Annotated in this window: 23 protein-coding genes; 18 read left to right on the top strand and 5 right to left on the bottom strand. The window is 71.1% G+C overall.

The genetic code is table 11. From position 1 onward, the window contains the following. Positions 1–203: 203 nt before the first annotated feature. Positions 204–1,214, bottom strand: a complete 1,011-nt coding sequence (locus J2X59_RS10365) for a glycoside hydrolase family 6 protein (protein ID WP_326496618.1) — start codon at positions 1,212–1,214, stop codon at positions 204–206. Positions 1,215–1,380: 166 nt separating this feature from the next. Between J2X59_RS10365 and J2X59_RS10370 the strand changes: the two genes are divergently transcribed. The 14 genes from J2X59_RS10370 (at position 1,381) to J2X59_RS10435 (ending at position 15,630) form a co-directional block, all read left to right on the top strand. After that, complete coding sequence (locus J2X59_RS10370; protein ID WP_326496619.1) at positions 1,381–1,923, top strand: adenine phosphoribosyltransferase; 543 nt, start codon at positions 1,381–1,383, stop codon at positions 1,921–1,923. A 133-nt stretch (positions 1,924–2,056) separates the two neighbouring features. Beyond that, positions 2,057–4,045, top strand: a complete 1,989-nt coding sequence (gene thrS / locus J2X59_RS10375) for a threonine--tRNA ligase (RefSeq protein ID WP_326496646.1) — start codon at positions 2,057–2,059, stop codon at positions 4,043–4,045. Positions 4,046–4,149: 104 nt separating this feature from the next. Next, complete coding sequence (locus J2X59_RS10380; protein ID WP_326496647.1) at positions 4,150–4,770, top strand: HIT family protein; 621 nt, start codon at positions 4,150–4,152, stop codon at positions 4,768–4,770. Between the two features lie 12 nt (positions 4,771–4,782). Further along, positions 4,783–5,703 carry a pyridoxal 5'-phosphate synthase lyase subunit PdxS gene (gene pdxS / locus J2X59_RS10385; RefSeq protein ID WP_066654286.1) on the top strand — a complete coding sequence of 307 codons (921 nt, stop codon included), beginning with the start codon at positions 4,783–4,785 and terminating at the stop codon, positions 5,701–5,703. Next, a complete protein-coding gene (gene pdxT, locus J2X59_RS10390) occupies positions 5,700–6,293 on the top strand; it encodes a pyridoxal 5'-phosphate synthase glutaminase subunit PdxT (RefSeq protein ID WP_209682605.1) in 594 nt (197 codons plus the stop codon). Before pdxS ends, pdxT begins: the two co-directional genes overlap by 4 nt. 97 nt (positions 6,294–6,390) lie before the next feature. Continuing rightward, positions 6,391–7,155 carry a YebC/PmpR family DNA-binding transcriptional regulator gene (locus J2X59_RS10395; RefSeq protein ID WP_066654289.1) on the top strand — a complete coding sequence of 255 codons (765 nt, stop codon included), beginning with the start codon at positions 6,391–6,393 and terminating at the stop codon, positions 7,153–7,155. 4 nt (positions 7,156–7,159) lie between these two features. Then, complete coding sequence (ruvC, locus tag J2X59_RS10400) at positions 7,160–7,801, top strand: crossover junction endodeoxyribonuclease RuvC (protein ID WP_326496620.1); 642 nt, start codon at positions 7,160–7,162, stop codon at positions 7,799–7,801. Between the two features lie 10 nt (positions 7,802–7,811). Continuing rightward, positions 7,812–8,432, top strand: a complete 621-nt coding sequence (gene ruvA, locus J2X59_RS10405) for a Holliday junction branch migration protein RuvA (RefSeq protein ID WP_326496621.1) — start codon at positions 7,812–7,814, stop codon at positions 8,430–8,432. Beyond that, positions 8,429–9,457: a Holliday junction branch migration DNA helicase RuvB gene (gene ruvB, locus J2X59_RS10410; protein WP_326496622.1), complete on the top strand. Its 1,029-nt coding sequence runs from the start codon at positions 8,429–8,431 to the stop codon at positions 9,455–9,457. The genes ruvA and ruvB overlap by 4 nt, the downstream gene beginning before the upstream one ends. Positions 9,458–9,624: 167 nt before the next feature. Then, positions 9,625–10,020: a preprotein translocase subunit YajC gene (locus J2X59_RS10415; RefSeq protein WP_271826993.1), complete on the top strand. Its 396-nt coding sequence runs from the start codon at positions 9,625–9,627 to the stop codon at positions 10,018–10,020. 92 nt (positions 10,021–10,112) lie between these two features. Further along, positions 10,113–11,864 (top strand): protein translocase subunit SecD, encoded by a 1,752-nt coding sequence (secD, locus tag J2X59_RS10420; RefSeq protein ID WP_209682595.1) that lies wholly within the window; start codon positions 10,113–10,115, stop codon positions 11,862–11,864. Then, the gene (secF, locus tag J2X59_RS10425) at positions 11,864–12,868 is read left to right on the top strand and encodes a protein translocase subunit SecF (protein WP_066654302.1); all 1,005 of its coding nucleotides are present in this window, start codon (positions 11,864–11,866) and stop codon (positions 12,866–12,868) included. Before secD ends, secF begins: the two co-directional genes overlap by 1 nt. Next, positions 12,868–13,230, top strand: coding sequence for a rhodanese-like domain-containing protein (locus J2X59_RS10430; RefSeq protein WP_326496623.1), 363 nt, complete (start codon positions 12,868–12,870; stop codon positions 13,228–13,230). The genes secF and J2X59_RS10430 overlap by 1 nt, the downstream gene beginning before the upstream one ends. Positions 13,231–13,287: 57 nt before the next feature. Then, a complete protein-coding gene (locus J2X59_RS10435; protein WP_245171075.1) occupies positions 13,288–15,630 on the top strand; it encodes a RelA/SpoT family protein in 2,343 nt (780 codons plus the stop codon). On the opposite strand, the gene J2X59_RS10440 is transcribed toward J2X59_RS10435, so the two are convergent. The 3 genes from J2X59_RS10440 to deoC form a co-directional block, all read right to left on the bottom strand. Continuing rightward, a complete protein-coding gene (locus tag J2X59_RS10440; protein WP_326496624.1) occupies positions 15,617–16,195 on the bottom strand; it encodes a type IV toxin-antitoxin system AbiEi family antitoxin in 579 nt (192 codons plus the stop codon). The two genes, J2X59_RS10435 and J2X59_RS10440, sit on opposite strands and share 14 nt — an antisense overlap. A 172-nt stretch (positions 16,196–16,367) precedes the next feature. Continuing rightward, positions 16,368–17,327, bottom strand: a complete 960-nt coding sequence (locus tag J2X59_RS10445; protein ID WP_066654306.1) for an ROK family protein — start codon at positions 17,325–17,327, stop codon at positions 16,368–16,370. A 180-nt stretch (positions 17,328–17,507) separates the two neighbouring features. Next, positions 17,508–18,269 carry a deoxyribose-phosphate aldolase gene (gene deoC, locus J2X59_RS10450; protein WP_442781428.1) on the bottom strand — a complete coding sequence of 254 codons (762 nt, stop codon included), beginning with the start codon at positions 18,267–18,269 and terminating at the stop codon, positions 17,508–17,510. A gap of 42 nt (positions 18,270–18,311) precedes the next feature. Between deoC and J2X59_RS10455 the strand changes: the two genes are divergently transcribed. The 4 genes from J2X59_RS10455 to J2X59_RS10470 all read left to right on the top strand — a co-directional run bounded on the left by J2X59_RS10455 (position 18,312) and on the right by J2X59_RS10470 (position 22,508). Continuing rightward, the gene (locus J2X59_RS10455; protein ID WP_326496625.1) at positions 18,312–19,844 is read left to right on the top strand and encodes an SDR family oxidoreductase; all 1,533 of its coding nucleotides are present in this window, start codon (positions 18,312–18,314) and stop codon (positions 19,842–19,844) included. Next, positions 19,841–20,425: a GDSL-type esterase/lipase family protein gene (locus tag J2X59_RS10460; RefSeq protein WP_209682587.1), complete on the top strand. Its 585-nt coding sequence runs from the start codon at positions 19,841–19,843 to the stop codon at positions 20,423–20,425. The genes J2X59_RS10455 and J2X59_RS10460 overlap by 4 nt, the downstream gene beginning before the upstream one ends. Beyond that, positions 20,425–20,868, top strand: coding sequence for a DUF6804 family protein (locus J2X59_RS10465; RefSeq protein WP_326496626.1), 444 nt, complete (start codon positions 20,425–20,427; stop codon positions 20,866–20,868). Before J2X59_RS10460 ends, J2X59_RS10465 begins: the two co-directional genes overlap by 1 nt. An 86-nt stretch (positions 20,869–20,954) precedes the next feature. Then, positions 20,955–22,508 carry a stealth conserved region 3 domain-containing protein gene (locus tag J2X59_RS10470; RefSeq protein ID WP_326496627.1) on the top strand — a complete coding sequence of 518 codons (1,554 nt, stop codon included), beginning with the start codon at positions 20,955–20,957 and terminating at the stop codon, positions 22,506–22,508. Positions 22,509–22,891: 383 nt separating this feature from the next. Here J2X59_RS10470 and J2X59_RS10475 read toward each other — a convergent pair whose 3' ends face one another. Continuing rightward, positions 22,892–23,851 (bottom strand): phosphodiesterase, encoded by a 960-nt coding sequence (locus J2X59_RS10475; protein ID WP_209682581.1) that lies wholly within the window; start codon positions 23,849–23,851, stop codon positions 22,892–22,894. Positions 23,852–23,928: the final 77 nt, after the last annotated feature.

Genomic DNA, 23,928 nt, shown 5'->3' on the forward strand with positions numbered 1-23,928 from the left:
GCGGGCCGGCGCGGCGCGGCTCGGCCCAGCGCCGCGCGCACGGCCTCCGCACAACCAGAAGCACCTCGCGCCACGCGATCGCGTGGCGCGAGGTGCTTCCCGTTGTGCTCCGACGAACGCCGCGCCTGCCGCGAGCGCGGTGCCCGCCGCGAGCGCGGCGCCCGCCGCGCGCGGCGGGTGCGGCAGGGACCGCGACCCCGCGCCTACCGCTTCCGGTTGGCCACCAGTGCGACCGCGTACGACGGGAACCACGTCCCCGCCGCCGGCCCACCGTTGCAGGTCCCGTCGCTCGCCCCCGGCGTCTTCACCCAGAGCAGGGCGTCGAGCCGGGTCGTGCCCGCTGCGATGTGGGGCTTCCCTCCGAGACCGGCCCCGGTCGGGTTGCACCAGGTGCCGAGCCACCCGCGACCGTTCCTCGACACGTCGACGACGTACCGTGCCCCGCCCGTCATCGCGCTGAGCCGCTCGGCGTAGGCCCGCTCACCGTCGACGCCGTAGAAGTTCGCGACGTTCGTGAAGAACCCCCGGGCCTGGGCGACACCGGCTTCCCGCAGGTACGTCGCCTGGAGCTCCGCGGGGTTCCAGTCCTCGTTCCCGCCGTCCAGGTAGGTGGGCACCCCCGCGGCGGCGTACACGCGCACGGCCGCCGCGATGAGGCCCGGCCGTCGGGCTCGCTCGGCGGTGCACGTGCTCAGGTGTGCCAGGGAGTCCGGCTCGACGATCACGACGGCCCGGTGCCCCTGGAGGTCGGCCGCGATGCGACGGTTCCACGCGGCGTACCGGGACGGGGAGAGGCCGCCCGCCGAGTACCCGCCGCAGTCGCGGTTCGGGACGGCGTACGTGACGAACACCGGCGTCGTGCCCGTCTTCTCCGCGGCGGCGAGGTTCCGTGCGATCACCCGGTCCAGCGCGTCGCCCGTGTACCACTCGCCGAGCCAGATCGCGATCGGTTGCTGTGCGATGGTCCGGGCTGCTGCGGCCTCGGTCGTCCTCCCCGCCGCGCTGAGCGCCGCCGCGGCCTGGGCGGGCTGGCTGTCCGGCTGCCGGTACAACCCACCGGCGAAGACCTGCCCGGGCGTCGCGGAGTGGAGGGCAGCGCGCGGTATCGGCGCGGTGGAGGCCGCCGTCGCAGCCGCGGGGAACGTCACGGTGCCCCCGACCACCGCCGTCGCCACGACGGCGAGCGCGACCATCGTCCTGATCCTCGAGTACATGGTCCCCGTCCTGTGTCCGTCCGCTGTCGGGACGTCCCTGCCGTCCCGCTCCACCTGCCGCAGACCATCAGAACCCGCGGGGCGGCGTCGGGGCGATCTCCAGAACGAGGGACAGGCGACGGACGGCCGGGCGCGTGCGGCGCCTGCGGTCGCGTACCGTTGTGCGGTGACCGAAACCGCAGCTGCACTCGTCGAACGCCTGACCGCCATCGTCCCGGACTTCCCGAAGCCCGGCATCCTGTTCCGCGACGTGACGCCGGTGTTCTCCGACCCCGTGGCGTTCGGACGGGTCTGCGAGGCCCTCGCGGCGCCGTTCGCGATCGGTGCGGGGTTCCAGGCGGTCGCCGGCATCGAGGCCCGCGGCTTCGCCCTGGCCGGTGGCATCGCGGCCCAGCACCAGGTCGGCGTGCTGACGGTCCGCAAGGCCGGCAAGCTGCCCGGCGAGGTCCTGAGCGAGCAGTACGCGCTCGAGTACGGCGAGGCAGAGCTCGAGCTCCGGCCGGGCCAGCTCCCGCAGGGCACGCGTGTGCTCGTCGTCGACGACGTCCTCGCGACCGGGGGCACCGCTGCGGCGACGATCACGCTCCTCGAGCGTGCCGGGTACCAGGCGATCGGTTTCGCGTCGCTGCTCGAGCTCGACGGGCTCTCCGGTCGGGAGCGCCTCGAGCCGCGCCTGCCCGTCACGACGCTCGGCCGCGTCCCCGCCTGAACCGCTGCCGCCGGCCGAGACCGCCGCGGCCGCGCCGGGACCGCTGCGGCCGCGCACTAGTCTTGACCCACCCCTGAACCAACCGAGGAGCACCACGATCGTGACCGACGCAGTCGCACCAGAGCCCGCAGACCTGCCCCAGGCACCCGAGCCCCGCACCGCGACGACGGCCACGACGGGCACCGAGCTCTTCGACGGCGTCCGCGGTGTCGTCGCGATCCGCGTCGGCGGGGTGCTCAAGGACCTCGCGACCGACGTGGAGGCGGGGGAGACCGTCGAACCGGTGACGCTCGACGAGCAGGACGGCCTCGACATCCTCCGGCACAGCGCCGCACACGTGCTCGCGCAGGCCGTGCAGCAGATCAACCCGGACGCGAAGCTCGGCATCGGCCCGCCCGTCACCGACGGCTTCTACTACGACTTCGACGTCGCCGAGCCCTTCACCCCCGAGGACCTCAAGGCCATCGAGAAGGGCATGGACCGCATCGTCAAGCAGGCCCAGCGCTTCCGGCGCAAGGTCGTCACCGACGACGAGGCCCGCGAACTGATGACGGGGGAGCCCTTCAAGCAGGAGCTCATCGGCCTCAAGGGCGCCGCGGCCGAGGGCGACTCCGGCGAGAGCGTCGAGGTCGGTGCCGGCGAGCTCACGGTCTACGAGAACGTCGACCCGAAGTCGGGCGAGGTCGTCTGGCAGGACCTCTGCCGTGGCCCGCACGTCCCGCACACCCGGTGGATCGGCAACGCGGCGAAGCTCATGCGCGTCGCGGCGGCGTACTGGCGCGGCTCGGAGAAGAACCCGCAGCTGCAGCGCATCTACGGCACCGCCTGGCCGGACAAGGACCAGCTCAAGGCGTACCTCGTCCGACTCGAGGAGGCCGCGAAGCGCGACCACCGCAAGCTCGGCGCGGAGCTCGACCTGTTCTCGTTCCCGGACGAGATCGGCTCGGGCCTGGCGATCTTCCACCCGAAGGGCGGCATCATCCGCCGCGAGATGGAGGACTACTCGCGCCGCCGGCACGAGCAGGAGGGCTACTCCTTCGTCTACACGCCGCACATCACGAAGGGCGACCTGTTCGAGCAGTCCGGCCACCTCGGCTGGTACAAGGACGGCATGTTCCCGGCCATGCACATGGACGAGGCCCGCGACGAGGACGGCAACGTCACCCGGCAGGGTGCGGACTACTACCTCAAGCCGATGAACTGCCCGATGCACATCCTGGCGTACCGCTCGCAGGCCCGCTCCTACCGCGACCTGCCGCTCCGGATGTTCGAGTTCGGCACGGTCTACCGCAACGAGAAGTCCGGCGTCATCCACGGCCTGACCCGCGTGCGCGGCATGACCCAGGACGACGCCCACATCTTCACCACGCAGGAGAAGATGAAGGAGGAGCTGACCACGACGCTCGAGTTCGTGCTCTCGCTCCTCCGCGACTACGGGCTGGACGACTTCTACCTCGAGCTCTCCACGAAGGACCCGGAGAAGTACGTCGGCGACGACGAGGTGTGGGAGATCGCCACGAACACCCTGCGCGAGGTCGCCGAGGAGTCCGGTCTCGAACTCGTCCCGGACCCCGCCGGTGCGGCGTTCTACGGTCCGAAGATCTCCGTCCAGGCCCGCGACGCGATCGGTCGCACGTGGCAGATGTCGACCGTGCAGCTCGACTTCAACCTGCCCGACCGCTTCGAGCTCGAGTACACGGCCCCGGACGGCTCGCGACAGCGTCCCGTGATGATCCACCGCGCCCTGTTCGGCTCGATCGAGCGCTTCTTCGGCGTCCTCACCGAGCACTACGCGGGTGCCTTCCCGGCGTGGCTGTCCCCGGTGCAGGTCGTCGCGATCCCGGTCGCCGCCGAGTACGGCGACTACCTCGACGAGGTCGTCGCGAAGCTCCGTGCGCACGGCGTCCGCGCCGAGGTCGACCACTCGGACGACCGGATGCAGAAGAAGATCCGCACGCACACCAAGGCGAAGGTGCCGTTCCAGCTCATCGCCGGCGGCGACGATCGCGACGCCGGCGCCGTCTCGTTCCGCTTCCGCGACGGCCGCCAGGACAACGGCGTGCCGGTCGACGAGGCGGTCGAGCGCATCCTGACCGCCATCCGCGACCGCGCGCAGGTCTGATGGACCGCACGGGAGGCACGGAGTCCGTCCCCGGGACCGGTCACGTCGTCGACGTGGCCAGCTCCGGGGCCCCGGCCGACTCCGGGAGGCCGGCCGGCTCCGCGATGCCGGCCGACCCCGGTACGCCGGTCGTCGACACGGGCGGTACCGCGGGCACCGGCAGCGCGGACGACCCGCTGGTGATCCGCGACGCGGCCACGGGTGCGGCGGTGCCGGACGCCTTCCAGCGCCTGTGGAACCCGCACCGCATGGCCTACATCGACGCCGGGCGCGAAGGTCGGGGCCGCGGGCACGAGGACGACTGCCCGTTCTGCGAGGCACCGCGGAAGTCCGACGAGGACGCCCTGATCGTCGCCCGCGGTGAGCACGCATACGTGCTGCTCAACCTGTTCCCGTACAACAACGGGCACCTGCTCGTCTGCCCCTACCGCCACGTCCCGCTGTACGACGAGGCGACCGCGGAGGAGATCCGGGAGATCGCCGAGCTGACCCAGACCGCGATGCGCGTACTGCGTGCGGTGTCGCACTGCGACGGCTTCAACATCGGCATGAACCAGGGCGAGATCGCGGGCGCCGGTGTGGCCGCGCACCTGCACCAGCACATCGTTCCGCGGTGGGCGTCGGACTCGAACTTCTTCCCGATCATCGCCCGGACGAAGTCGATGTCCCAGATGCTCGGTGACACCCGCCGGCTCGTCGCCGACGGCTGGCCCGCTGCGGACTAGACTGTCGGCATCATGAGCGACAGCACCAGCACCTCGGGCACCAACGGCACCTCGATCACCGGCTCCGACCGCGTCAAGCGCGGCCTGGCCGAGATGCTCAAGGGCGGCGTGATCATGGACGTCATCGACGCCGAGCAGGCCCGCATCGCGGAAGAAGCCGGCGCGACCGCCGTCATGGCCCTCGAGCGCGTCCCCGCCGACATCCGCGCGCAGGGCGGCGTGGCCCGCATGTCCGACCCGTCGATGATCGAGGAGATCATCGCCGCGGTCTCGATCCCCGTCATGGCGAAGGCCCGCATCGGCCACTTCGTCGAGGCGCAGGTGCTGCAGGAGCTCGGCGTCGACTACATCGACGAGTCCGAGGTGCTGTCGCCCGCCGACTACGTCAACCACATCGACAAGTGGAAGTTCACGACGCCCTTCGTCTGCGGCGCCACGAACCTGGGCGAGGCACTCCGTCGCATCACCGAGGGTGCCGCGATGATCCGCTCCAAGGGCGAGGCCGGCACGGGTGACGTGTCCGAGGCCACGAAGCACATCCGCACCATCTCGAAGGAGATCGCTGCGCTCCGTCACCTCAAGGAGGACGAGCTCTACGTCGCCGCGAAGGAGCTCCAGGCCCCGTTCGACGTGGTGAAGGAGGTCGCGCAGACCGGCAAGCTCCCCGTCGTGCTCTTCACCGCCGGTGGTGTCGCCACCCCGGCCGACGCCGCGATGATGATGCAGCTCGGAGCGGACGGCGTGTTCGTCGGGTCCGGCATCTTCAAGTCGGGCGACCCGGCGAAGCGCGCCGCGGCGATCGTCAAGGCCGTGACCTTCCACGACGACCCGAAGGTCATCGCCGAGGTGTCCCGTGGTCTGGGCGAGGCCATGGTCGGCATCAACGTCGCCGACGTCCCCGCTCCGCACCGCCTCGCCGAGCGCGGCTGGTGAGCGCCCGACCCCGCATCGGGGTCCTCGCGCTGCAGGGTGACTTCCGCGAGCACATCGCCTCGCTGACGGAGCTCGGCGCCGACGTGGTGCCGCTCCGTCGGCCCGAGGAGATCGAGGCGCTCGACGGCGTCGTCATCCCCGGCGGTGAGTCGAGCGTCATGGACAAGCTGTCCCGGACGTTCGGCATCGCCGAGCCACTGAGCGCAGCGATCCGCGGGGGACTCCCCGCCTACGGCACCTGTGCCGGGATGATCATGCTGTCCTCCCGGATCGCCGCGGGCATCCCGGGGCAGCAGACGCTCGCCGTGCTCGACACGACCGTGCGCCGCAACGCCTTCGGCAGCCAGAACGACTCCTTCGAGACCGACATCCCGATGCCGGCACTCGGCGAGGCCCCCGTGCACGCGGTGTTCATCCGCGCCCCCGTGGTCGAGGAGCACGGCGCCGGCGTCCAGGTGCTCGGTGCCCTCGCCGACGGGCAGGTCGTCGCCGTGCAGCAGGACGCCGTGCTCGCGAGCGCGTTCCACCCCGAGGTCGCCGGCGAGGACCGCTTCCACCGCCGCTTCCTCGACATCGTCCGCAGCGCCTGAATCGATCACGGGGAGGACGCGACCAGCGGGGCGGCGGTGATCCGCGCCTCCCGGCCGGTAGACTGGTCCGGATCTTCCGCTAGACGCAAGGAGCACCGTGTCCGGGCATTCCAAGTGGGCAACGACGAAGCACAAGAAGGCGGTCATCGACCAGCGCCGTGCGAAGTCGTTCGCCAAGCTCATCAAGAACATCGAGGTCGCCGCGAAGATGGGCGGCGCGGACCTGTCGGGCAACCCGACCCTGGTCGACGCCGTCCAGAAGGCCAAGAAGACCTCGGTCCCGAACGACAACATCGACCGCGCGATCAAGCGCGGCGCCGGCCTGACCGGTGAGTCGATCGAGTACACGACGATCATGTACGAGGGCTACGGCCCGAACGGTGTCGCGATGCTCGTCGAGTGCCTCACCGACAACAAGAACCGCGCTGCGGCCGAGGTCCGGACGGCGATGTCCCGGAACGGCGGCACCATGGCCGACCCGGGCAGCGTCGCCTACAACTTCTCGCGCAAGGGCGTCATCTCGGTCACGAAGACCGACGGTCTCGACGAGGACACCGTCATGACGGCCGTCCTCGACGCGGGTGTCGAGGACGTGGTCGACCAGGGCGGCGGCTTCGAGGTCATCACCGAGGCGAGCGACCTCGTCGCGGCGCGCACGGCGCTGCAGGACGCCGGCATCGACTACGACTCGGCCGATGCCGAGTTCGTCCCCGGGGTGAAGGTCCCGGTCGACGCCGACACCGCCCGCAAGGTCTTCAAGCTGATCGACGCGCTCGAGGACAGCGACGACGTGCAGAACGTCTACGCCAACTTCGACATCCCCGCGGACGTCCAGGCCGAGCTCGACGAGGACGAGGACTAGTCCGGTGCTCCGTGTGCTCGGGGTGGACCCCGGGCTCACCCGGTGCGGCGTCGGCGTCGTCGAGGTCGCACCGAACCGGCGCGCACGACTCGTCCACGTGACGGTCGTGCGCACGCCTGCGGACATGGCGTTGGAGCAGCGGCTCCTGCGCATCGCCGACGGCATCGCTGCCGAGATCGACGACCACCGCCCCGACGCGGTGGCCGTCGAGCGCGTCTTCGCGCAGGCGAACGTCCGGACCGTCATGGGCACCGCGCAGGCGGCGGGGCTGGCACTGCACGCCGCCGCCGCCCGTGGGCTGCCCGTCGGGCTGCACACGCCGTCGGAGGTCAAGGCGGCGGTCACCGGCTACGGGAACGCCGACAAGCGCCAGGTGCAGACGATGATCGCGCGGGTGCTGGGGCTCGACGAGGCCCCGAAGCCCGCCGACGCCGCGGACGCGCTCGCCCTGGCGGTCTGTCATGCCTGGAGGCTCGGATCACCCGACCGGGTCGGTCCCGGCCCGGCGACGCTCACCCCGGCACAGCGCGCTTGGCGGGACGCGCAGGCCGGGGTCGCGGACACCCCGCTCGCGCGCGCCGCTGCCGCGGCATCGCGTCCGGGTGCCGCCGCGCGGCGGGCCGGCGCCGTCGGTGGGCGGCCCTAGGCTCGTGGGCATGATCGCGAGCCTCCGGGGAACCTGCATCGACGTTTCCGGATCGGCCGTCGTGGTCGAGGTCGGGGGAGTGGGGTACGCCGTCACGGTCACCCCGGCTCACGCACTGACGATGCGCCACGGGTCCGAGGTGTTCCTGCGCACGGCGATGATCGTGCGCGAGGACGAGCACCTGCTCTTCGGCTTCGAGTCGACCGACGCGCTCCAGGTGTTCGACCTGCTCCGCAGCGTCTCCGGCGTCGGGCCGAAGTCGGCGCTCGGTGTCCTCGCCCACATGGACCCGGCACAGGTCGCGAACGCCGTCGCGAGCGAGGACGACGCGGCGTTCCGCAAGGTGTCCGGCATCGGCCCGAAGACCGCGAAGCTCATCTCGGTCGCCCTCTCCGGCAAGCTCGTGGCCTTCGAGCAGGCGCCTGCGTCCGCGACGGCCGCGGGTGGCAGCGCGCACCCGGCCGCGCTCGACGTCGTGTCGGCGCTCGTCGGACTCGGCTGGCGCGAGGACGCGGCACAGTCCGCCGTCGACGCCGTCGTGGCGAGCGACCCGGGTGCCGCTGCGATGGGCACGCAGGCCCTGCTCCGCGCCGCGCTCGGCACCCTGCGTCCCGCGGGGGCCGGCCGGTGAGCGGGATCACCTCGGCGGGAGCCGAGTCGCAGGAGGAGCTCGCCTTCGAGGGCGCGCTCCGACCGAAGTCGCTCGACGAGTTCGTCGGGCAGCGCAAGGTCCGCGGCCAGCTCGACCTCCTGCTCAAGGCGGCGGCAATGCAGGAACGCACCCCCGACCACATCCTCATGGCCGGTCCGCCCGGGCTCGGCAAGACGACCCTCGCGATGATCGTCGCGCACGAATCCGGTCGGCCGCTGCGGATGTCGAGCGGCCCCGCGATCCAGCACGCCGGCGACCTCGCCGCGGTGCTGTCCTCCCTCGTCCCCGGCGAAGTGCTCTTCATCGACGAGATCCACCGGATGGCGCGCTCGGCGGAGGAGATGCTCTACCTCGCGATGGAGGACTTCCGGATCGACGTGATGGTCGGCAAGGGAGCCGGCGCGACGAGCATCCCGCTCGACCTCGCGCCGTTCACCCTGGTCGGTGCGACCACGCGTGCCGGGCTGCTGCCGAACCCGCTCCGCGACCGCTTCGGCTTCACCGCGCACCTCGAGTTCTACGAGAAGGACGAACTCGAACAGGTGCTGATCCGCGCGGCGCACCTGCTGGACCTGCGCATCGACCGGTCCGCCCTGCGTGAGATCGCCGGTCGTTCCCGCGGCACCCCGCGCATCGCGAACCGCCTGCTGCGCCGGGTGCGCGACTACGCCCTCGTGCACGGCACCTCGGACGGGATGGCCGCCGTGCAGGGGGCGCTCGACCTGTACGACGTCGACGAGCTCGGCCTGGACCGGCTCGACCGCGCCGTCGTCGAGACGATGCTCACGCGGTTCGACGGTGGCCCCGTGGGCCTGAACACCCTCGCCGTCTCCGTGGGTGAGGAATCCGAGACGATCGAATCGGTGGTCGAGCCCTTCCTGGTCCGCGTCGGACTCGTGACCCGGACGCCCCGCGGGCGGATCGCGACCCCGCAGGCCTGGCGTCACTTCGGGATGTCCCCGGGCGAGGGAGCCGGCGCACAGCCCGGTCTGTTCGACGACTGATCCCGTATACGATGTTCTGGTCCGCGCGGCCCGATCGTCACGCCGGCCCGCACGGACTCAGGCGGTTGCCCGATCGCGGACACGCCCGTGCCCTAGACTGCTACGGCCCGAAGCCGAGCAGCGACCGCTCCGGCTGGATCCGAGCAACCAGAGAAGGCACCGCCCCCATGGACCAATCACTCTTCCTCATCGTCATCATCGTGGCGTTCGCCGCGTTCATGTTCTACAGCAGCCGCAAGCGCAAGAAGCAGCAGGCGGAGCTCCAGACGAAGATGGTCCCGGGCTCCCGTGTCATGCTCTCGTTCGGCCTCTACGGCACGCTCGTGTCCGTCGACGACGACAAGGTCACGGCGGACGTCGAGGTCGCCCCCGGCACCATCGTGACGGTGCACCGCCAGACCCTGTCGCGCGTGGTCGACGAGGACGCGTCCGACGTCGAGACCGCCGTGGTGGCCGACGACGAGACCACCGCCCCGAAGCCGGTCACCGAGCTCAACGGTGAGCCCGTCTACGGCGAGCGTGTCGACGAGACCGACCCGACGAAGCGCAAGACCGAAGACTGACGCCCTCGGCCGCCGGGTCCACCGACCCGGCGGCCACACCCCTGCCGCCGGCCGTGAGGTCGTCGGTCCTGAACAGAAAGACGAGACGACCGGTGGCACGATCGACACCCGTCAAGAAGGCGCTGCGCTCGCTCACCTGGTTGGTGATCATCATGGCTGCCCTGGCCGGCCTGAACACCGCCGCGTCGGTGCTCGCCGCCAACAGCAAGGACGACACCGACGAGTGGTTCGCCGGCGCGAGCTGGGTCCCCGAGTTGGCGCTCGACCTGCAGGGCGGCACGCAGCTGACCCTCGCGGCGCAGAACACCGAGGGCGGTTCCGTCACCTCGCAGCAGTTGAACCAGGCGGTCAACATCATCCGCCAGCGCATCAACGCGACCGGCGTCTCCGAGTCCCAGATCAACACGCAGGGCACGAACAACATCGTCGTGTCGATCCCCGGCAAGCCCGACAAGGCGACGATCGACCGGATCGAGGCGGCGGCGAAGCTGACCTTCCGACCGGTGCTCTACACGGAGGCCGCCACGAACACGGCGGTCGGCGGCAGTGATGGCGGGACCGCCTCGCCGACGCCGTACTCGCCGCCGGCATCGCTCGACGCGACCCCGAGCGCGAAGCCGACCAACGGCAGCGACCTGTCCCAGGTCACGCCGGCGCTGCAGGACCTGTACACGAACTACAACTGCGCCGCCCCGGACGACGTCACGACGGCGCCCGACGACGAGCCGCTCGTCACGTGCGACCAGGACGGCGCCGCGAAGTACATCCTCGGCCCCGTCGAGGTCTCCGGTTCGGGCATCAGCAACGCGACCTCGGGTCTCGCCACCGACTCCCAGGGCGCGACCACCGGGCAGTGGGCCGTCAACCTGACGTTCTCGGGCAAGAGCTCGGACGACTTCCGCGACGTCACGAGCCGACTCGTCAAGCTCCCCGCGCCGCAGAACCAGTTCGCGATCGTGCTCGACGGCACCGTCATCACGGCGCCCGCCTCGAACGCGGCCATCACGAACGGCAAGGCGCAGATCACCGGCAACTTCACCGCCGAGTCGTCCAAGACCCTGGCCGACCAGCTGAAGTACGGCGCCCTGCCCATCAACTTCCAGGTGCAGTCGAACGAGAACATCTCGGCGACGCTCGGTACCGCACAGCTCGTCGGCGGTCTCGTCGCCGGCCTGATCGGTCTGATCCTGGTCGTGATCTACTCGATCATCCAGTACCGGGCGCTCGCGTTCGTCACCGTGCTCTCGCTCGGCGTCGCGGCGGTGCTGACCTACCTCGTGATCGCGATCATGTCGTGGCGTGTCGACTACCGACTGTCACTCGCCGGCGTGGCCGGTCTCATCGTGGCCATCGGCATCACGGCGGACTCGTTCATCGTGTACTTCGAGCGCATCCGTGACGAGCTCCGCGACGGCCGTGGTCTCGAGAGCGCCGTCGAGTCGGGCTGGAAGCGCGCGCTCCGCACGATCCTGGCATCGGACTCGATCAACTTCCTCGCGGCGGTCGTGCTCTACATCCTGGCCGTCAGCGACGTGAAGGGCTTCGCGTTCACGCTGCTCCTCACGACCCTGATCGACGTCGTCGTCGTGGTCCTCTTCACCCACCCGATGATGCAGCTCATCGCGCGCAGCCGCTTCTTCGGCGAGGGGCACAAGTTCAGCGGACTCGACCCGTCCGCCCTCGGCGCCGTCTACCGCGGTCGGGCGCAGTTCCGCGCCCCGGTCGTGGACGGCAAGCGCCAGCGCAGCGCGGGCGAGGCCCAGCGCCGCCAGACGATCGCAGAGCGGAAGGCCCAGCAGGCCTCCGGCGACAACGGCTCCACGCCGGACGGGAAGGACGACTGATGGCCAGCTTCAGCCAGTTCGGCAGCGACCTCTACACGGGCAAGCGTTCGTACGACATCGTCGGGCGCCGCAAGACCTGGTACCTGATCGCCCTCATCGCGATCGTCGTGTCGCTGGCGGTGCCGTGGCTCCGCGGCGGGTACCACCTCGGCATCGAGTTCACCGGCGGGTCCGAGTTCACGATCTCGAACGCGAAGGACCTCGACCAGTCGGTCGCCACCCGCACGGTCGAGTCGATCGTCCCCGAGGGCGTGCCGCGCGTCTCCCAGGTCGGCCAGGACGGCATCCGCGTCCAGACCGAGCAGTTGACGGACCGCGAGACCAGCGAGGTGCAGGACGCCCTGGCCGAGGCCTACGGCGTGTCGGACGACCAGGTCGCCTCGACGTACATCGGCGCGACCTGGGGAGCCGACGTGCTCGCGCAGGCGATCCGTGGTCTCGTCATCTTCCTCGCGCTGGCGGCCGTGGTGATGGCCGTCTACTTCCGCACGTGGAAGATGTCCGTGTCCGCCATGGTCGCGCTGCTGCACGACCTGCTCATCACCGCCGGCGTCTACGGCATCGTCGGGCTCGAGGTCACCCCCGCTGCCGTCATCGGCTTCCTGACCATCCTCGGGTACTCGCTGTACGACACCGTCGTGGTGTTCGACAAGGTGCGCGAGAACACGTCGCAGGAGTCGCACCGCACCTTCGTGCAGTCGGTGAACCTCGCCGTGAACCAGACGCTCGTCCGGTCGATCAACACCTCGGTCGTGGCGCTGCTGCCGGTCGCGGCGATCCTCTTCATCGGGTCGTACGTGCTCGGCGCCGGCACCCTGCGGGACATCTCGCTGGCACTGTTCATCGGCATCATCGTCGGCACCTACTCGACGATCTTCATCGCGTCGCCGATGTACGCGCACCTCCGCGAGAACGAGCCCAAGGTCAAGGAGGCCGACGCGAAGAAGACGCGGGCGGCCGAGAAGCGCCAGCGCGAGGTCGACGCCGCGGCCGAGGTCGCCTGATGGCGGTCGAGGTGCACGACATCGACGTGACCGAGGCACGACGTCGGCTCGACGGGGGCGCGCGGTTGTTCGACGTGCGCGAGCAGGGGGAGTGGGACGAGGTGCACGCCCCTGAGGCGACGCTCGTCCCGATGTCCGAGCTCGTGGCCCGCTGGCAGGAGATCGACGGCGGTGACCAGCCCGCCATCGTCGTCTGCCACTCCGGCGCCCGCTCCGCGCGGGTCGTCGCCGCCCTCGAGCAGTCCGGGGTGCCGGCGGTGAACCTGACCGGCGGCATGGTCGCCTGGGAGCAGGCGGGCGAGCCGGTCGTGCGCGCAGGAACGTCGGGCGACGCCCAGGGCGAACCGCGTCACGAGCACTGACCGGACGCGCGTAGGCTTGCCAGACCGTACCCGGACACCGGTCGCAGGAGGCGCATCATGACGGACACCCGTGAGTCCTCGTCGCAGGGTGCGCCCACGCCCGGCGCGAGCCGTCCCGGGTCCGCGCCGCGGCCCTCCAGTCCGCTGAACGCGACGACCACCGGCAACCTCGGTTCCCTGCGGTCGCTGCTGCCGCGCCTCTTCTCGCGGGCGCAGCCCGCAGGGGCGGTCGACACGCTCATCCGTACCGTCCGGTCGCACCACCCGAAGGCCGACGTCACGCTCATCGAGCGGGCGTACTCGGTAGCCGAACGCGCCCACGACGGCCAGAAGCGGAAGTCCGGCGAGCCGTACATCACCCACCCGGTCGCGGTCGCGCAGATCCTCGCCGACCTCGGGATCGGCACGATCACGATCGCCGCGGCGCTCCTGCACGACACGGTCGAGGACACCGACTACCAGCTCGACCAGCTCCGTGCTGACTTCGGCGACGAGATCGCGATGCTCGTCGACGGTGTCACCAAGCTCGACAAGGTCAAGTACGGCGACAGCGCGCAGGCCGAGACCGTCCGCAAGATGGTCATCGCGATGTCGAAGGACATCCGCGTCCTCGTCATCAAGCTCGCCGACCGTCTGCACAACGCGCGCACCTGGGGCTTCGTGGAGTCCGCGTCCGCGTCGCGCAAGGCCAAGGAGACGCTCGAGATCTACGCGCCCCTGGCGCACCGGCTCGGCATCCAGATGATCAAGCTGGAGCTCGAGGACCTGTCGTTCGCGGTCCTCCACCCGAAGCTGTACGTCGAGATCGACAGCCTGGTCAAGGAACGGCAGCCGAAGCGCGAGCAGTTCGTGCAGAACGTGATCGGCACGCTCAAGAAGGACCTGAAGGCCGCGAAGGTCCGCGGCGAGGTCATGGGCAGGCCGAAGCAGTACTACTCGATCTACCAGAAGATGATCGTGCGCGGGCGCGAGTTCGACGAGATCTACGACCTGGTCGGCATCCGCGTGCTCGTGCCGACCGTCCGCGACTGCTACGCGATGCTCGGCTCCGTGCACGCCCGGTGGACCCCGCTGCCCGGTCGCTTCAAGGACTACATCGCGACGCCGAAGTTCAACCTGTACCAGTCCCTGCACACGACGGTGCTCGGACCGCAGGGCCGTGCCGTGGAGATCCAGATCCGCACGCACGAGATGCACCAGCGTGCCGAGTTCGGTGTCGCGGCGCACTGGAAGTACAAGCAGCGCGCCCAGGGACGGGACGTCGACGCCTCCTCGACCACCGACGACCAGGACATGGCGTGGCTCGCCCACATCACCGACTGGCAGGCCGAGACGAGCGATCCCGGCGAGTTCCTCGACTCGCTCCGCTACGAGATCGGCGCCAAGGAGACGTACGTCTTCACCCCGCAGGGCAAGGTCATCGGCCTGCCCGCCGGTGCGACCCCGGTCGACTTCGCCTACGCGGTCCACACCGAGATCGGGCACCGCACGATGGGTGCCAAGGTGAACGGGCGCCTCGTCCCGCTCGAGAGCACGCTGTCGAGCGGTGACGTCGTCGAGATCTTCACCTCGAAGAACCCGGACTCCGGCCCGAGCCAGGACTGGCTGACGTTCGTCCGCAGCCCCCGTGCCCGCAACAAGATCAAGCAGTGGTTCACCAAGGAACGCCGCGAAGAGGCCATCGAGCAGGGCCGTGACGCGATCGCCCGGGCGATGCGCAAGCAGAACCTCCCGCTGCAGCGCATCATGAGCCAGGACTCCATCGCCGAGGTCGCCTCGTCGATGCGGTACGACGACGTCTCCGCGCTCTACGCGGCGGTGGGCGAGGGCCATGTGTCCACGCAGTCCGTCATCGAGAAGGTGCTCGGCAACGTGCAGACCGAGGCCGAGACGGACGAGCCCGAGCTCGCCTTCCCGCGACAGGTCACGAGCCGCCAGCTCCGGAACAGCGACAGCGGTGTGCTCGTCCGCGGCGCGCCCGACATCCTGGTGAAGCTCGCGAAGTGCTGCACGCCGGTGCCCGGCGACCAGATCGTGGGCTTCATCACCCGCGGTCAGGGCGTCTCCGTGCACCAGGCGTCGTGCACGAACGTGAAGTCACTGATGAACGAGCCCGACCGGATGATCGAGGTCGAGTGGGCCCCGTCGTCGAAGTCGGTGTTCCTCGTGCAGATCCAGATCGAGGCGCTCGACCGCTCCGGGCTGCTCAGCGACGTCACGCGCGTCCTGACCGACCACCACGTGAACATCTTGTCCGCGACGGTGTCGACGTCCTCGGACCGCCTGGCGCTCAGCCGGTTCGTGTTCGAGATGGGCGACACGACGCACCTCGACCGGGTGCTGAACGCCGTGCGGCGGATCGACGCGGTCTACGACGTGTACCGGGTCAGCGCGGGCTGACCCCGGCGGGCGCCTGATCGGGTGACGCGGCGATCGCCTGGTCGAGACGCCGGGCCGCCTGCCGCACCATGGGGATCGTCCCGAGCGCTGCCAGGCGGCGCCGGACCTCGTCGACCCGCACCACCCCGATCGCCACGAGGCCGCGCAGGGCATCGCGCGCGGACGCGTCGAACGCGCCGGGCGCGCGGAGCAGGTCCACCGCAGTGCGCTCCGGCGAGGTCACGCGGACCGGGCCCACCAGCACGGTGTCCTCGGCGGGGAGCCGGACCTCGCGCAGCCGCACGTCGGGGTCGACACGGATGCGGACGGTCGGCGGGACGCTCACCTCGACCGGTGAGGGCGGGCGCGACGTCGCACCCCAGATCCAGGCGGCGGACCGCCCGCTCGCCACCACACGCTCGTCGGGCACGCGCCACGCGTGCGCGGCGGCGCGGAGGGCGGGCGTCTGCGGTTCCGCGGGGGAGGCCCAGCACCACCCGACGGGGACGAGCTCGCCGGCGAGCACCGCAGCGCGGAGCTCCGTCTCCGGCCAGTCGTCGCTGGTCAGCAGGCGGGGCGTCGGCACCCGCTCATCCTGCCGGACGGACGATCACCGCGGTCGGCCCTGTGGAGAGGACGTCGGCCTCGGCGCTGCGTGCGTGACCGCGACCGCGACCGCGACCGCGGCCCCGCGCCCAGCACGAGCGCGCGCCCGTGAACGGGCACGTGTGCCCGGGTGCCCTGGTGCCCGTGTCGCGTCAGCGCAGTACGTCGGCGCGGTGGACGAGCGCTGCCGCCCCGATGAGCGGCCCGTCCTGGGACAGCGCCGTCGGCACGATCCGGACCTTCGTCACGAAGCCGAACTCGACCCGCTCGGCCACCGCCTCACGGGCGTACTCGAACAGGTCCGGCGTCACGTGCGAGAAGCCGCCGCCGATCGCCACGACCTCGAGGTCCACCAGGCTCGTCGCTGCCGCGACGGCCTGTCCGAGCGCCCGCCCGCTCCGCCGGACCGCCGCCACCGCGATCTCGTCACCGGCGGCGTACGCGGCGGAGAGCTCCTCGCCGGTGCTCCCGGCGAAGCCCTGTCGCTGCGCCCAGGCGACGGTCTTCGGCCCGCTGGCGACCGCCTCGAGGCAGCCGGTACCGCCGCAGGCGCACGGGTCGTCGAAGCCGCCGCACTCGACGTGGCCGATGTGTCCGGCGTTGCCGGTGGGTCCGCTCACCGTGCGCCCGTGCAGGATGAGACCGCCGCCGACGCCCGTCGACACGATCATCCCCATGACGTGGTCCGAGCCCTGCGCCGCACCGACCCAGTGCTCGGCCAGGGTGATCGCGAGCCCGTCCATCCGGAGCGTCACCGGCACCCCCTCGGGGACCAGGGCCGCGACCCGGTCGCGGAGCGGCCACCCGCGCCACACCGGCATGTTCAGGGGCGATACGAGGCCGTGCTCCTCGTCGACCGGACCGGCCGCGCCGACCCCCACGCCGACGAGCCGGGCGTCCGCCGGCAGCGTCGCGAGGGTCGCCGTCACGACCTGGTCGACCGCCGCCTGCAGCTCGTCCGCACTCCGCAACGGTCCGGTGGGCTGCCGGTGCCGGGTGCCGGGCAGGACGACGCCCTGGTCGGTGACGAGGGCCGCCTCGACCTTGGTGCCGCCGAGATCGACGGCCAGCGCGATCGCGGACGAGGGGGACAGGGGTGCGGTGCTGGACATGCGCGCTCCGATGCGGCGGTCTGGAGGCCCGGCTCACCGTGACGACGTGACCTCGCGTCGGTGCGAGCCGGCCCCGGCGGTGTGGTCGGGTCGGTCGTTGCTGGTCCGGACGTCCGGACGGACCGGGTCGGTCCGCCCGGGCCCGGGCGGGGCCGCTCGCGTGCGCGGGCGGCCGAGACGTCAGTAGGAGGAGGTGTCGTCGCCGAGTGCCGACGCGGTTCCGGTGGACGCACGGTGTGCGACCTCGTCGAGGATGCGTGCCGAGGCGCTCGTGCCGATGCGGTCGGCACCCGCTCGGACCATCTCGAGCAGCGTGTCGAGGCCGCGGACGCCGCCGGATGCCTTGACACCCGTGTCGGGACCGACGGTGTCCCGCATCAGGCGGATGTGCTCGGCCGTCGCGCCGCCGCCGGCGAACCCGGTCGACGTCTTCACGAAGGCCGCGCCGGCGCGCTGGGCCGCTCGCGATGCGGCGACGATCTCGTCGTCGGTCAGGAACGCGGTCTCGAGGATGACCTTCACCACGGTGTCCCCGGCGGCGTCGACGACCGCACGGACGTCCTGCTCGACCCGGTCCCAGTCACCGGAGCGCGCTGCGCCGACGTTCTGCACCATGTCGAGCTCGAAGGCGCCGTCGGCCAGGGCCTGCAGCGACTCGGCGACCTTCGCGGCGGTGGTCGTGGTGCCGTGCGGGAACCCGATCACGGTGCCGACGCCCACCCCGGTGCCCTGCAGGCGCTCCACGGCGTGCGCGACGTCGCTCGGACGGACGCAGACGCTGAAGACCCGGTGCGCCGCGGCCTCGTCGAGCTGCGCATCGACGTCGGCACGCGTGAGCTCGGGCTTCAGGATCGCGTGGTCGATGAGGGCGCGCACGGCGTCGGCGCTGAGCTCGTGCTGGTCGGCCCGGTCCTGGTGTGCGGGGATCGCTGCGTTGTCCACCCGGAAAGCCTACCCGGAGGCGACGCGCGTACCGTGCCCTCCATGCAGGTCCTCGTCACCGGTGCGACCGGGTACATCGGCGGACGACTCGTCCCCCGCCTCCTCGAGGCCGGGCACGACGTCCGCGTCTTCGTCCGCACGCCGCGGAAGCTCCAGGACGTGCCCTGGCACGACGACGTCGAGGTCGCCGAGGGCGACCTGCAGGACGCCGAGGCGGTCCGGTCCGCCGTCCAGGGCGTCGAGGCCGTCTACTACCTCGCGCACGCGATGGGTGCCGACGGCGACTTCGAGCAGGCCGAGCGGGACGCCGTCGAGACGATGGCGCGCGAGGCCCACGACGCCGGTGTGCGCCGCTTCGTCTACCTGGGCGGACTGCACCCCGACGGCGAGCTGTCGAAGCACCTCCGGAGCCGGAAGGAGGTCGGGGACGTGCTCCTGGCCTCGGGCGTGCCGACGATCGCCTACCAGGCCGGTGTCGTGATCGGCTCGGGGAGCACCTCGTTCGAGATGATCCGCCACGTGACGGACGTCCTGCCCTGGATGCCGGCACCCCGCTGGGTCCGCAACCGCATCCAGCCGATCGCCGTCCGTGACGTCCTCTACTACCTCGTCGAGGCGCTCGGCATCCCCGCCGACGTCAACCGGACGTTCGACATCGGTGGTCCCGACGTCCTCAAGTACGGGCAGATGCTGAACGGCTACGCGGTCGAGGCGAAGCTGCCGCAGCGGCGCTTCACCGTCCTGCCCGTGCTGACCCCGGGTCTCTCCGCACACTGGTTCAACATCGTGACGCCGATCCCGCGGAAGCTCGCGACACCGATCATCGAGTCGCTCCAGTTCGAGTGCGTGCAACGCGAGCACGACATCGACCGGTACGTCCCGCGTCCGGAGGGCGGACTCACCTCCTACCGCCGTGCCGTCCGGCTGGCCCTGACGAAGATGCGGAAGGGCGAGGTGCAGACGAGCTGGCGCAGCGCCACGCTCTCCTCCACCCCGGCGGACCCGCTGCCGAGCGATCCGGAGTGGGCCGGGCACACCGTCTACGTCGACGACCGGAAGCGGCACTCGAGTGCGAGCGCGGACGACGTCTGGCGCGTCGTGGAGTCGATCGGCGGTGAGAACGGCTGGTACTCCTTCCCCCTGGCGTGGGTGGCACGCGGGTGGATGGACAAGGTCGCCGGCGGGGTCGGCCTGAACCGCGGTCGACGCGACCCCCACCGCCTGGAGCAGGGCGATGCACTCGACTGGTGGCGGGTGGAGCGGCTCGAACGCGGGCGCTACCTGCGGCTCCGCGCCGAGTTCAAGTCGCCGGGACGCGCCTGGCTCGAGATGCGGGTCACCTCGAGCGACGACGGCGGCAGCGACTACCACCAGCGGGCGATCTACTTCCCCCAGGGACTGCCCGGACGCCTGTACTGGTACGGCATCCTGCCCTTCCACGGCATCATCTTCCCCGGCATGGTCGAACGCATCACGGCGGCGGCCGAGCGCGAGTCGCAGCACACGGAGTCGACGGGGCGGAACTGGACCCAGCAGAATGGGCCGCAGGAACCGGTACACGAGGAGGCAGCATGACCACCGAACACCCCACCGTCCTGTTCCTGGGCGACAGCATCACCGAGCAGGGTTCCTGGGACCAGTGGCTCCCGGGCGAGCGCACGAGCAACCAGGGCGTCGGCGGCGACACCACCGACGGGGTGCTCGCGCGACTCGACGCCGTGATCGCCGAGCAGCCCGAGGTGATCGTGCTGCTCATCGGGACGAACGACTTCGGGAACCACCGGTCGAGCGTCGAGCACGTCGTCCGCGGCGTCGAGTCGATCCTGGTGACGCTCCGCCGCGAGCTCCCCGGCGTCCGTCTGCTGCTCGTGTCGATCCTGCCCCGCCAGGCCGACTGGTGCGCCAAGATCGAGGAGGCGAACCGGCACCTCCGTCAGTTCGTCGCCACCTGCCACGCCCAGTACCTCGACCTCTGGCCGGCCCTCGCGGAGGACGACCACCTCGCCGACCGCTACACCGAGGACGGCCTGCACCTCACCGCCGACGGCTACCGCGCGGTCGTCGACGAGCTCGTCCCGGCGCTCGAGCGCGTCCGCGGGCTGCCGCCGATGTCCCGTCCGATCCAGGCGATCGACCTCGAGGAGGCCGGCGCCTGATGGCACGGAAGGGTCGGCCTCCCGCAGGCTCGTCGCTGCAGGGGGTGCCGACACACCGCCCCGACGAGCGCCCGGCGACCACCGCGGCGTCGGCCGACGGGATGCCGCCCTTCACGCGCCCGGCACTCGCGCCGTCGCTGCTCGCCGCGGTCGTCCTCATCGCCTTCGTCGCGGTCCTCGACTCCTCGGGCTTCGTCTTCGTCCGGTGGGGCGTGACGGTGCTCGCGCTGATCGTGCTCGTGTTCGCCGTCCGGGGCCGCTCCTGGTGGGCCGTCGCGCTCACGGCTGCGATCGCGGTGTGCTGGAACCCCGTCGTGATCGTGCCGATCCCCGGCCAGGTCTGGGCGGGCCTCCAGCTCGTCGCTGCCGCGGCCTTCATCCTGACCGGCATCACCGTCAAGGTGCCGCGCGGGACGGACGCGGGGCGCGCCTCCCGACCGTGACCGGGCGGCGCTCGCGCGCGCCCGTCGGACGGTAGGATCGCAGGAGCCGGGCACAGGGCCCGGCTGACGCGATGCGAAGGGCATGGATGAGCCACGAGACCGAGCCGGCGACCGAGAGTCCTCTGCTGAACCCTCGACCGTCCTCCGGCGGTCTCGACCGACCTGACGTCGTCGTCCGCAAGGGACGCCTGACCCTGGTCAACGGGCACCTGACGCCCCAGCAGTCGATGATCGAGGACCTGTTGTTCCTCGACGACGCGCTCACCGCCGGCGACGTCGACCACCTGCTCATCCGCGGCAACGACCGTCGTCCCGTCGTCGCGGTCGACGAGCGCGACCGGCAGCGTGCCGAGAGCGCGATCATGGCCGCCGCGGTCAACGAGCCGTTCTACGCGAAGCCGCCGGGACAGCCCGCCGTGCTCGTGGTCGACGACGGTCTCGGATCGGTGGACGAGCCGGTGCTCCGGCTCTTCCGACCCCGGCTCGAGCCGATGGGTCGCCTCCGCTACGGCGCCGAGACGAGCGTGCAGCTCGAGTTCTGGCGCGTGACCGACACCGAGGTGCTCGCGCCCGTCGAGAACGCCCTGATGCGCCGCAGTCTCCCCGTCGAGGAGTTCGAGCTCGTCGACATCGAACGCTACGGCCGCACCTGGCGCACCGTCGAGCACATGTTCGACGACCACGTGTCGGACATCCGGTTCCCGATCGACATCGTCTTCTCGTGGGTCGACGGCAACGCGGTCGAGTACCAGCGGGCACGTCAGGCCGCGCAGGCGAACGCCGTGCTGGGGGAGGGCGACGATGCTCCGGCGCGCTTCCGACAGATCGACGAGCTGAAGTACGCGCTGCGCTCCGTCCACACCTTCGCGCCGTGGATCCGCCAGATCTACATCGCCACGGACTCGCCGGCGCCCGCGTGGCTCGCCGACCACCCGAAGGTACGGATCGTCCGGAGCGAGGAGTTCTTCGCAGACCCCTCGGTGCTCCCGACGCACAACTCGCAGGCCGTCGAGTCGCAGCTGCACCACATCCCGGGCATCAGCGAGCACTTCATCTACTCGAACGACGACATGTTCTTCGGGCGGATGGTCGAGCCGTCGGTGTTCTTCAGCCCGGGGTCGGTGTCGAAGTTCATCCTCGCGACCACCCGCATCGGGCTCGGGACGAACAACCCGGCACGGAGCGGGTTCGAGAACTCCGCCCGCGTCAACCGTCGCCTGCTGCAGCAGCGCTTCGGCGCGGTGACCACGCGGCACCTCGAGCACGCGCCCACGCCACTGCGCGCCTCGATCATGACCGAGATGGAGCACGAGTTCGCGGACGAGTTCCGCGCGACGATGGCATCGCGGTTCCGCGCGGCCGAGAACATCTCCGTGACGAACTCCCTGTACCACTACTACGCGCTGCTCACCGGTCGGGCGATCGTGCAGGAGAACGCTCCGGTGCGCTACGTCGACACGACCATGCAGTCCGGGCTGAAGGCGCTGGAGGACCTGCTCAAGAAGCGGAACGTCGACTTCTTCTGCCTGAACGACGGGAGCTTCCCGGAGGTCTCCGACGACGAGCGCACCCGGCGCGTGACGGACTTCCTCGAGAAGTACTTCCCGTTCCCGGCGCCGTGGGAGCAGGACGCGCAGTAGTCCCCAGCGAACCGTCCGGCCCGGTCTCCCTCGTGGCGACGAGCGGGCCGATGACGGCACTGTCGGTGCGGCGGGCGGGCCAGCCCTGGCGCCTCCGAGCGAGCGGGCCATTCCTGTCGCGCTCAGCGCGCGCGCGACGAGTCGTGCCCGCCGGACGACCGGCGCGCGGCATGTCGTGCTCGCTCGGCGGGCAGGAGTGGCCTCCGCGACGGACGGGAGGCTCGGCGCGCGTCCCACAGGGACGTCACCCCGCATCGCAATGTGCGGCCTGCAGCGCGCAGCGTGCAGCGTGCAGCGTGCAGCGACGTCAGGCCGTCAGCGGCGGACGGCCGCCAAGGGCGGATGGCCGTCAGGGACGTACGGCCGTCGAGGACGCACAGCCGTCAGCGGCGGACGGGGGAGGTGGGCACCGTGTCGAGGGTGAACACCGGGATGCTCGAGGTGACGGGCGCCGGCTCGACGGCCGGGGCGATTGTGATGCCGGCCGCCGCGAGACGTGCCTCCGTCTGCTCCGACGACACCGGCTCACCGACCGTGGAGTAGTGGCCGATCGGCACCACCGAGTGCACGACGTTGTTCCCGTACACGTGGACGAGGTTGAACGACTGCGCGCCGTCCTGCCCCCGGGTGCCGCCCTGGTACTCGGTGAGGTCCTGCGTGTAGCAGGTGGCACTCGCAACGGACACGGGCACGCCCGCGAACACGGCGCTCGTCGAGTAGTGCAGGTGCCCGGCGATGATCGAGATGACGTCCGACCCCTCGATCACCTCCGCGAGGGCCGCCTGGTCGCGCAGTTCGACGAGGACGGCGAGGTCCTGCACGCTCGGCACGGGCGGGTGGTGCATGGCGAGGATCGTGCCGTGCGGCGCCGCCTCGGACAGCACCTCGGCGAGCCAGTCGAGCTGCGCGGGGGAGACCTCGCCGTGGTGCGCCCCCGGCACGCTCGTGTCGAGGGTGATCACGCGGAGGCCGTTCACGTCGTAGACGAAGTCGACCGGACGATCGGTCGGCTGCAGCCCGAAGAGCTCCTGGCGGAAGGCCCCGCGCTCGTCGTGGTTCCCCATGGCCCAGATGACCTGCGCGCCGATGCGACGGGCAGCCGGCTCGACGATGTCGCGGATGCGGACGTAGGCACCGGCTTCGCCCTTGTCGGCGACGTCGCCGGTGACGACGATGGCCTCCGGGTGGGTACCGGAGGCCTCGATGTCGGCGACGATCGCCGAGAGCCGTGCTGCGGAGTCGACGTCACCGTAGAGCGCGCCGTCACCCGCCACGAGGTGGGTGTCGCTGAGGTGGAGGAGGAAGTGGTTCGGCCTGGGGTGTTCGGCCGTCCGGCTGTCCATCGGTCTCTCGTTCCGTTGGCGGATGCGTGGTGCAACACGTTGCCACACCGTCGATGACGAGTCCAGCACGCCACTCT

This window comes from Curtobacterium sp. 260, from assembly GCF_030803485.1.
Classification (GTDB): Bacteria; Actinomycetota; Actinomycetes; order Actinomycetales; family Microbacteriaceae; genus Curtobacterium.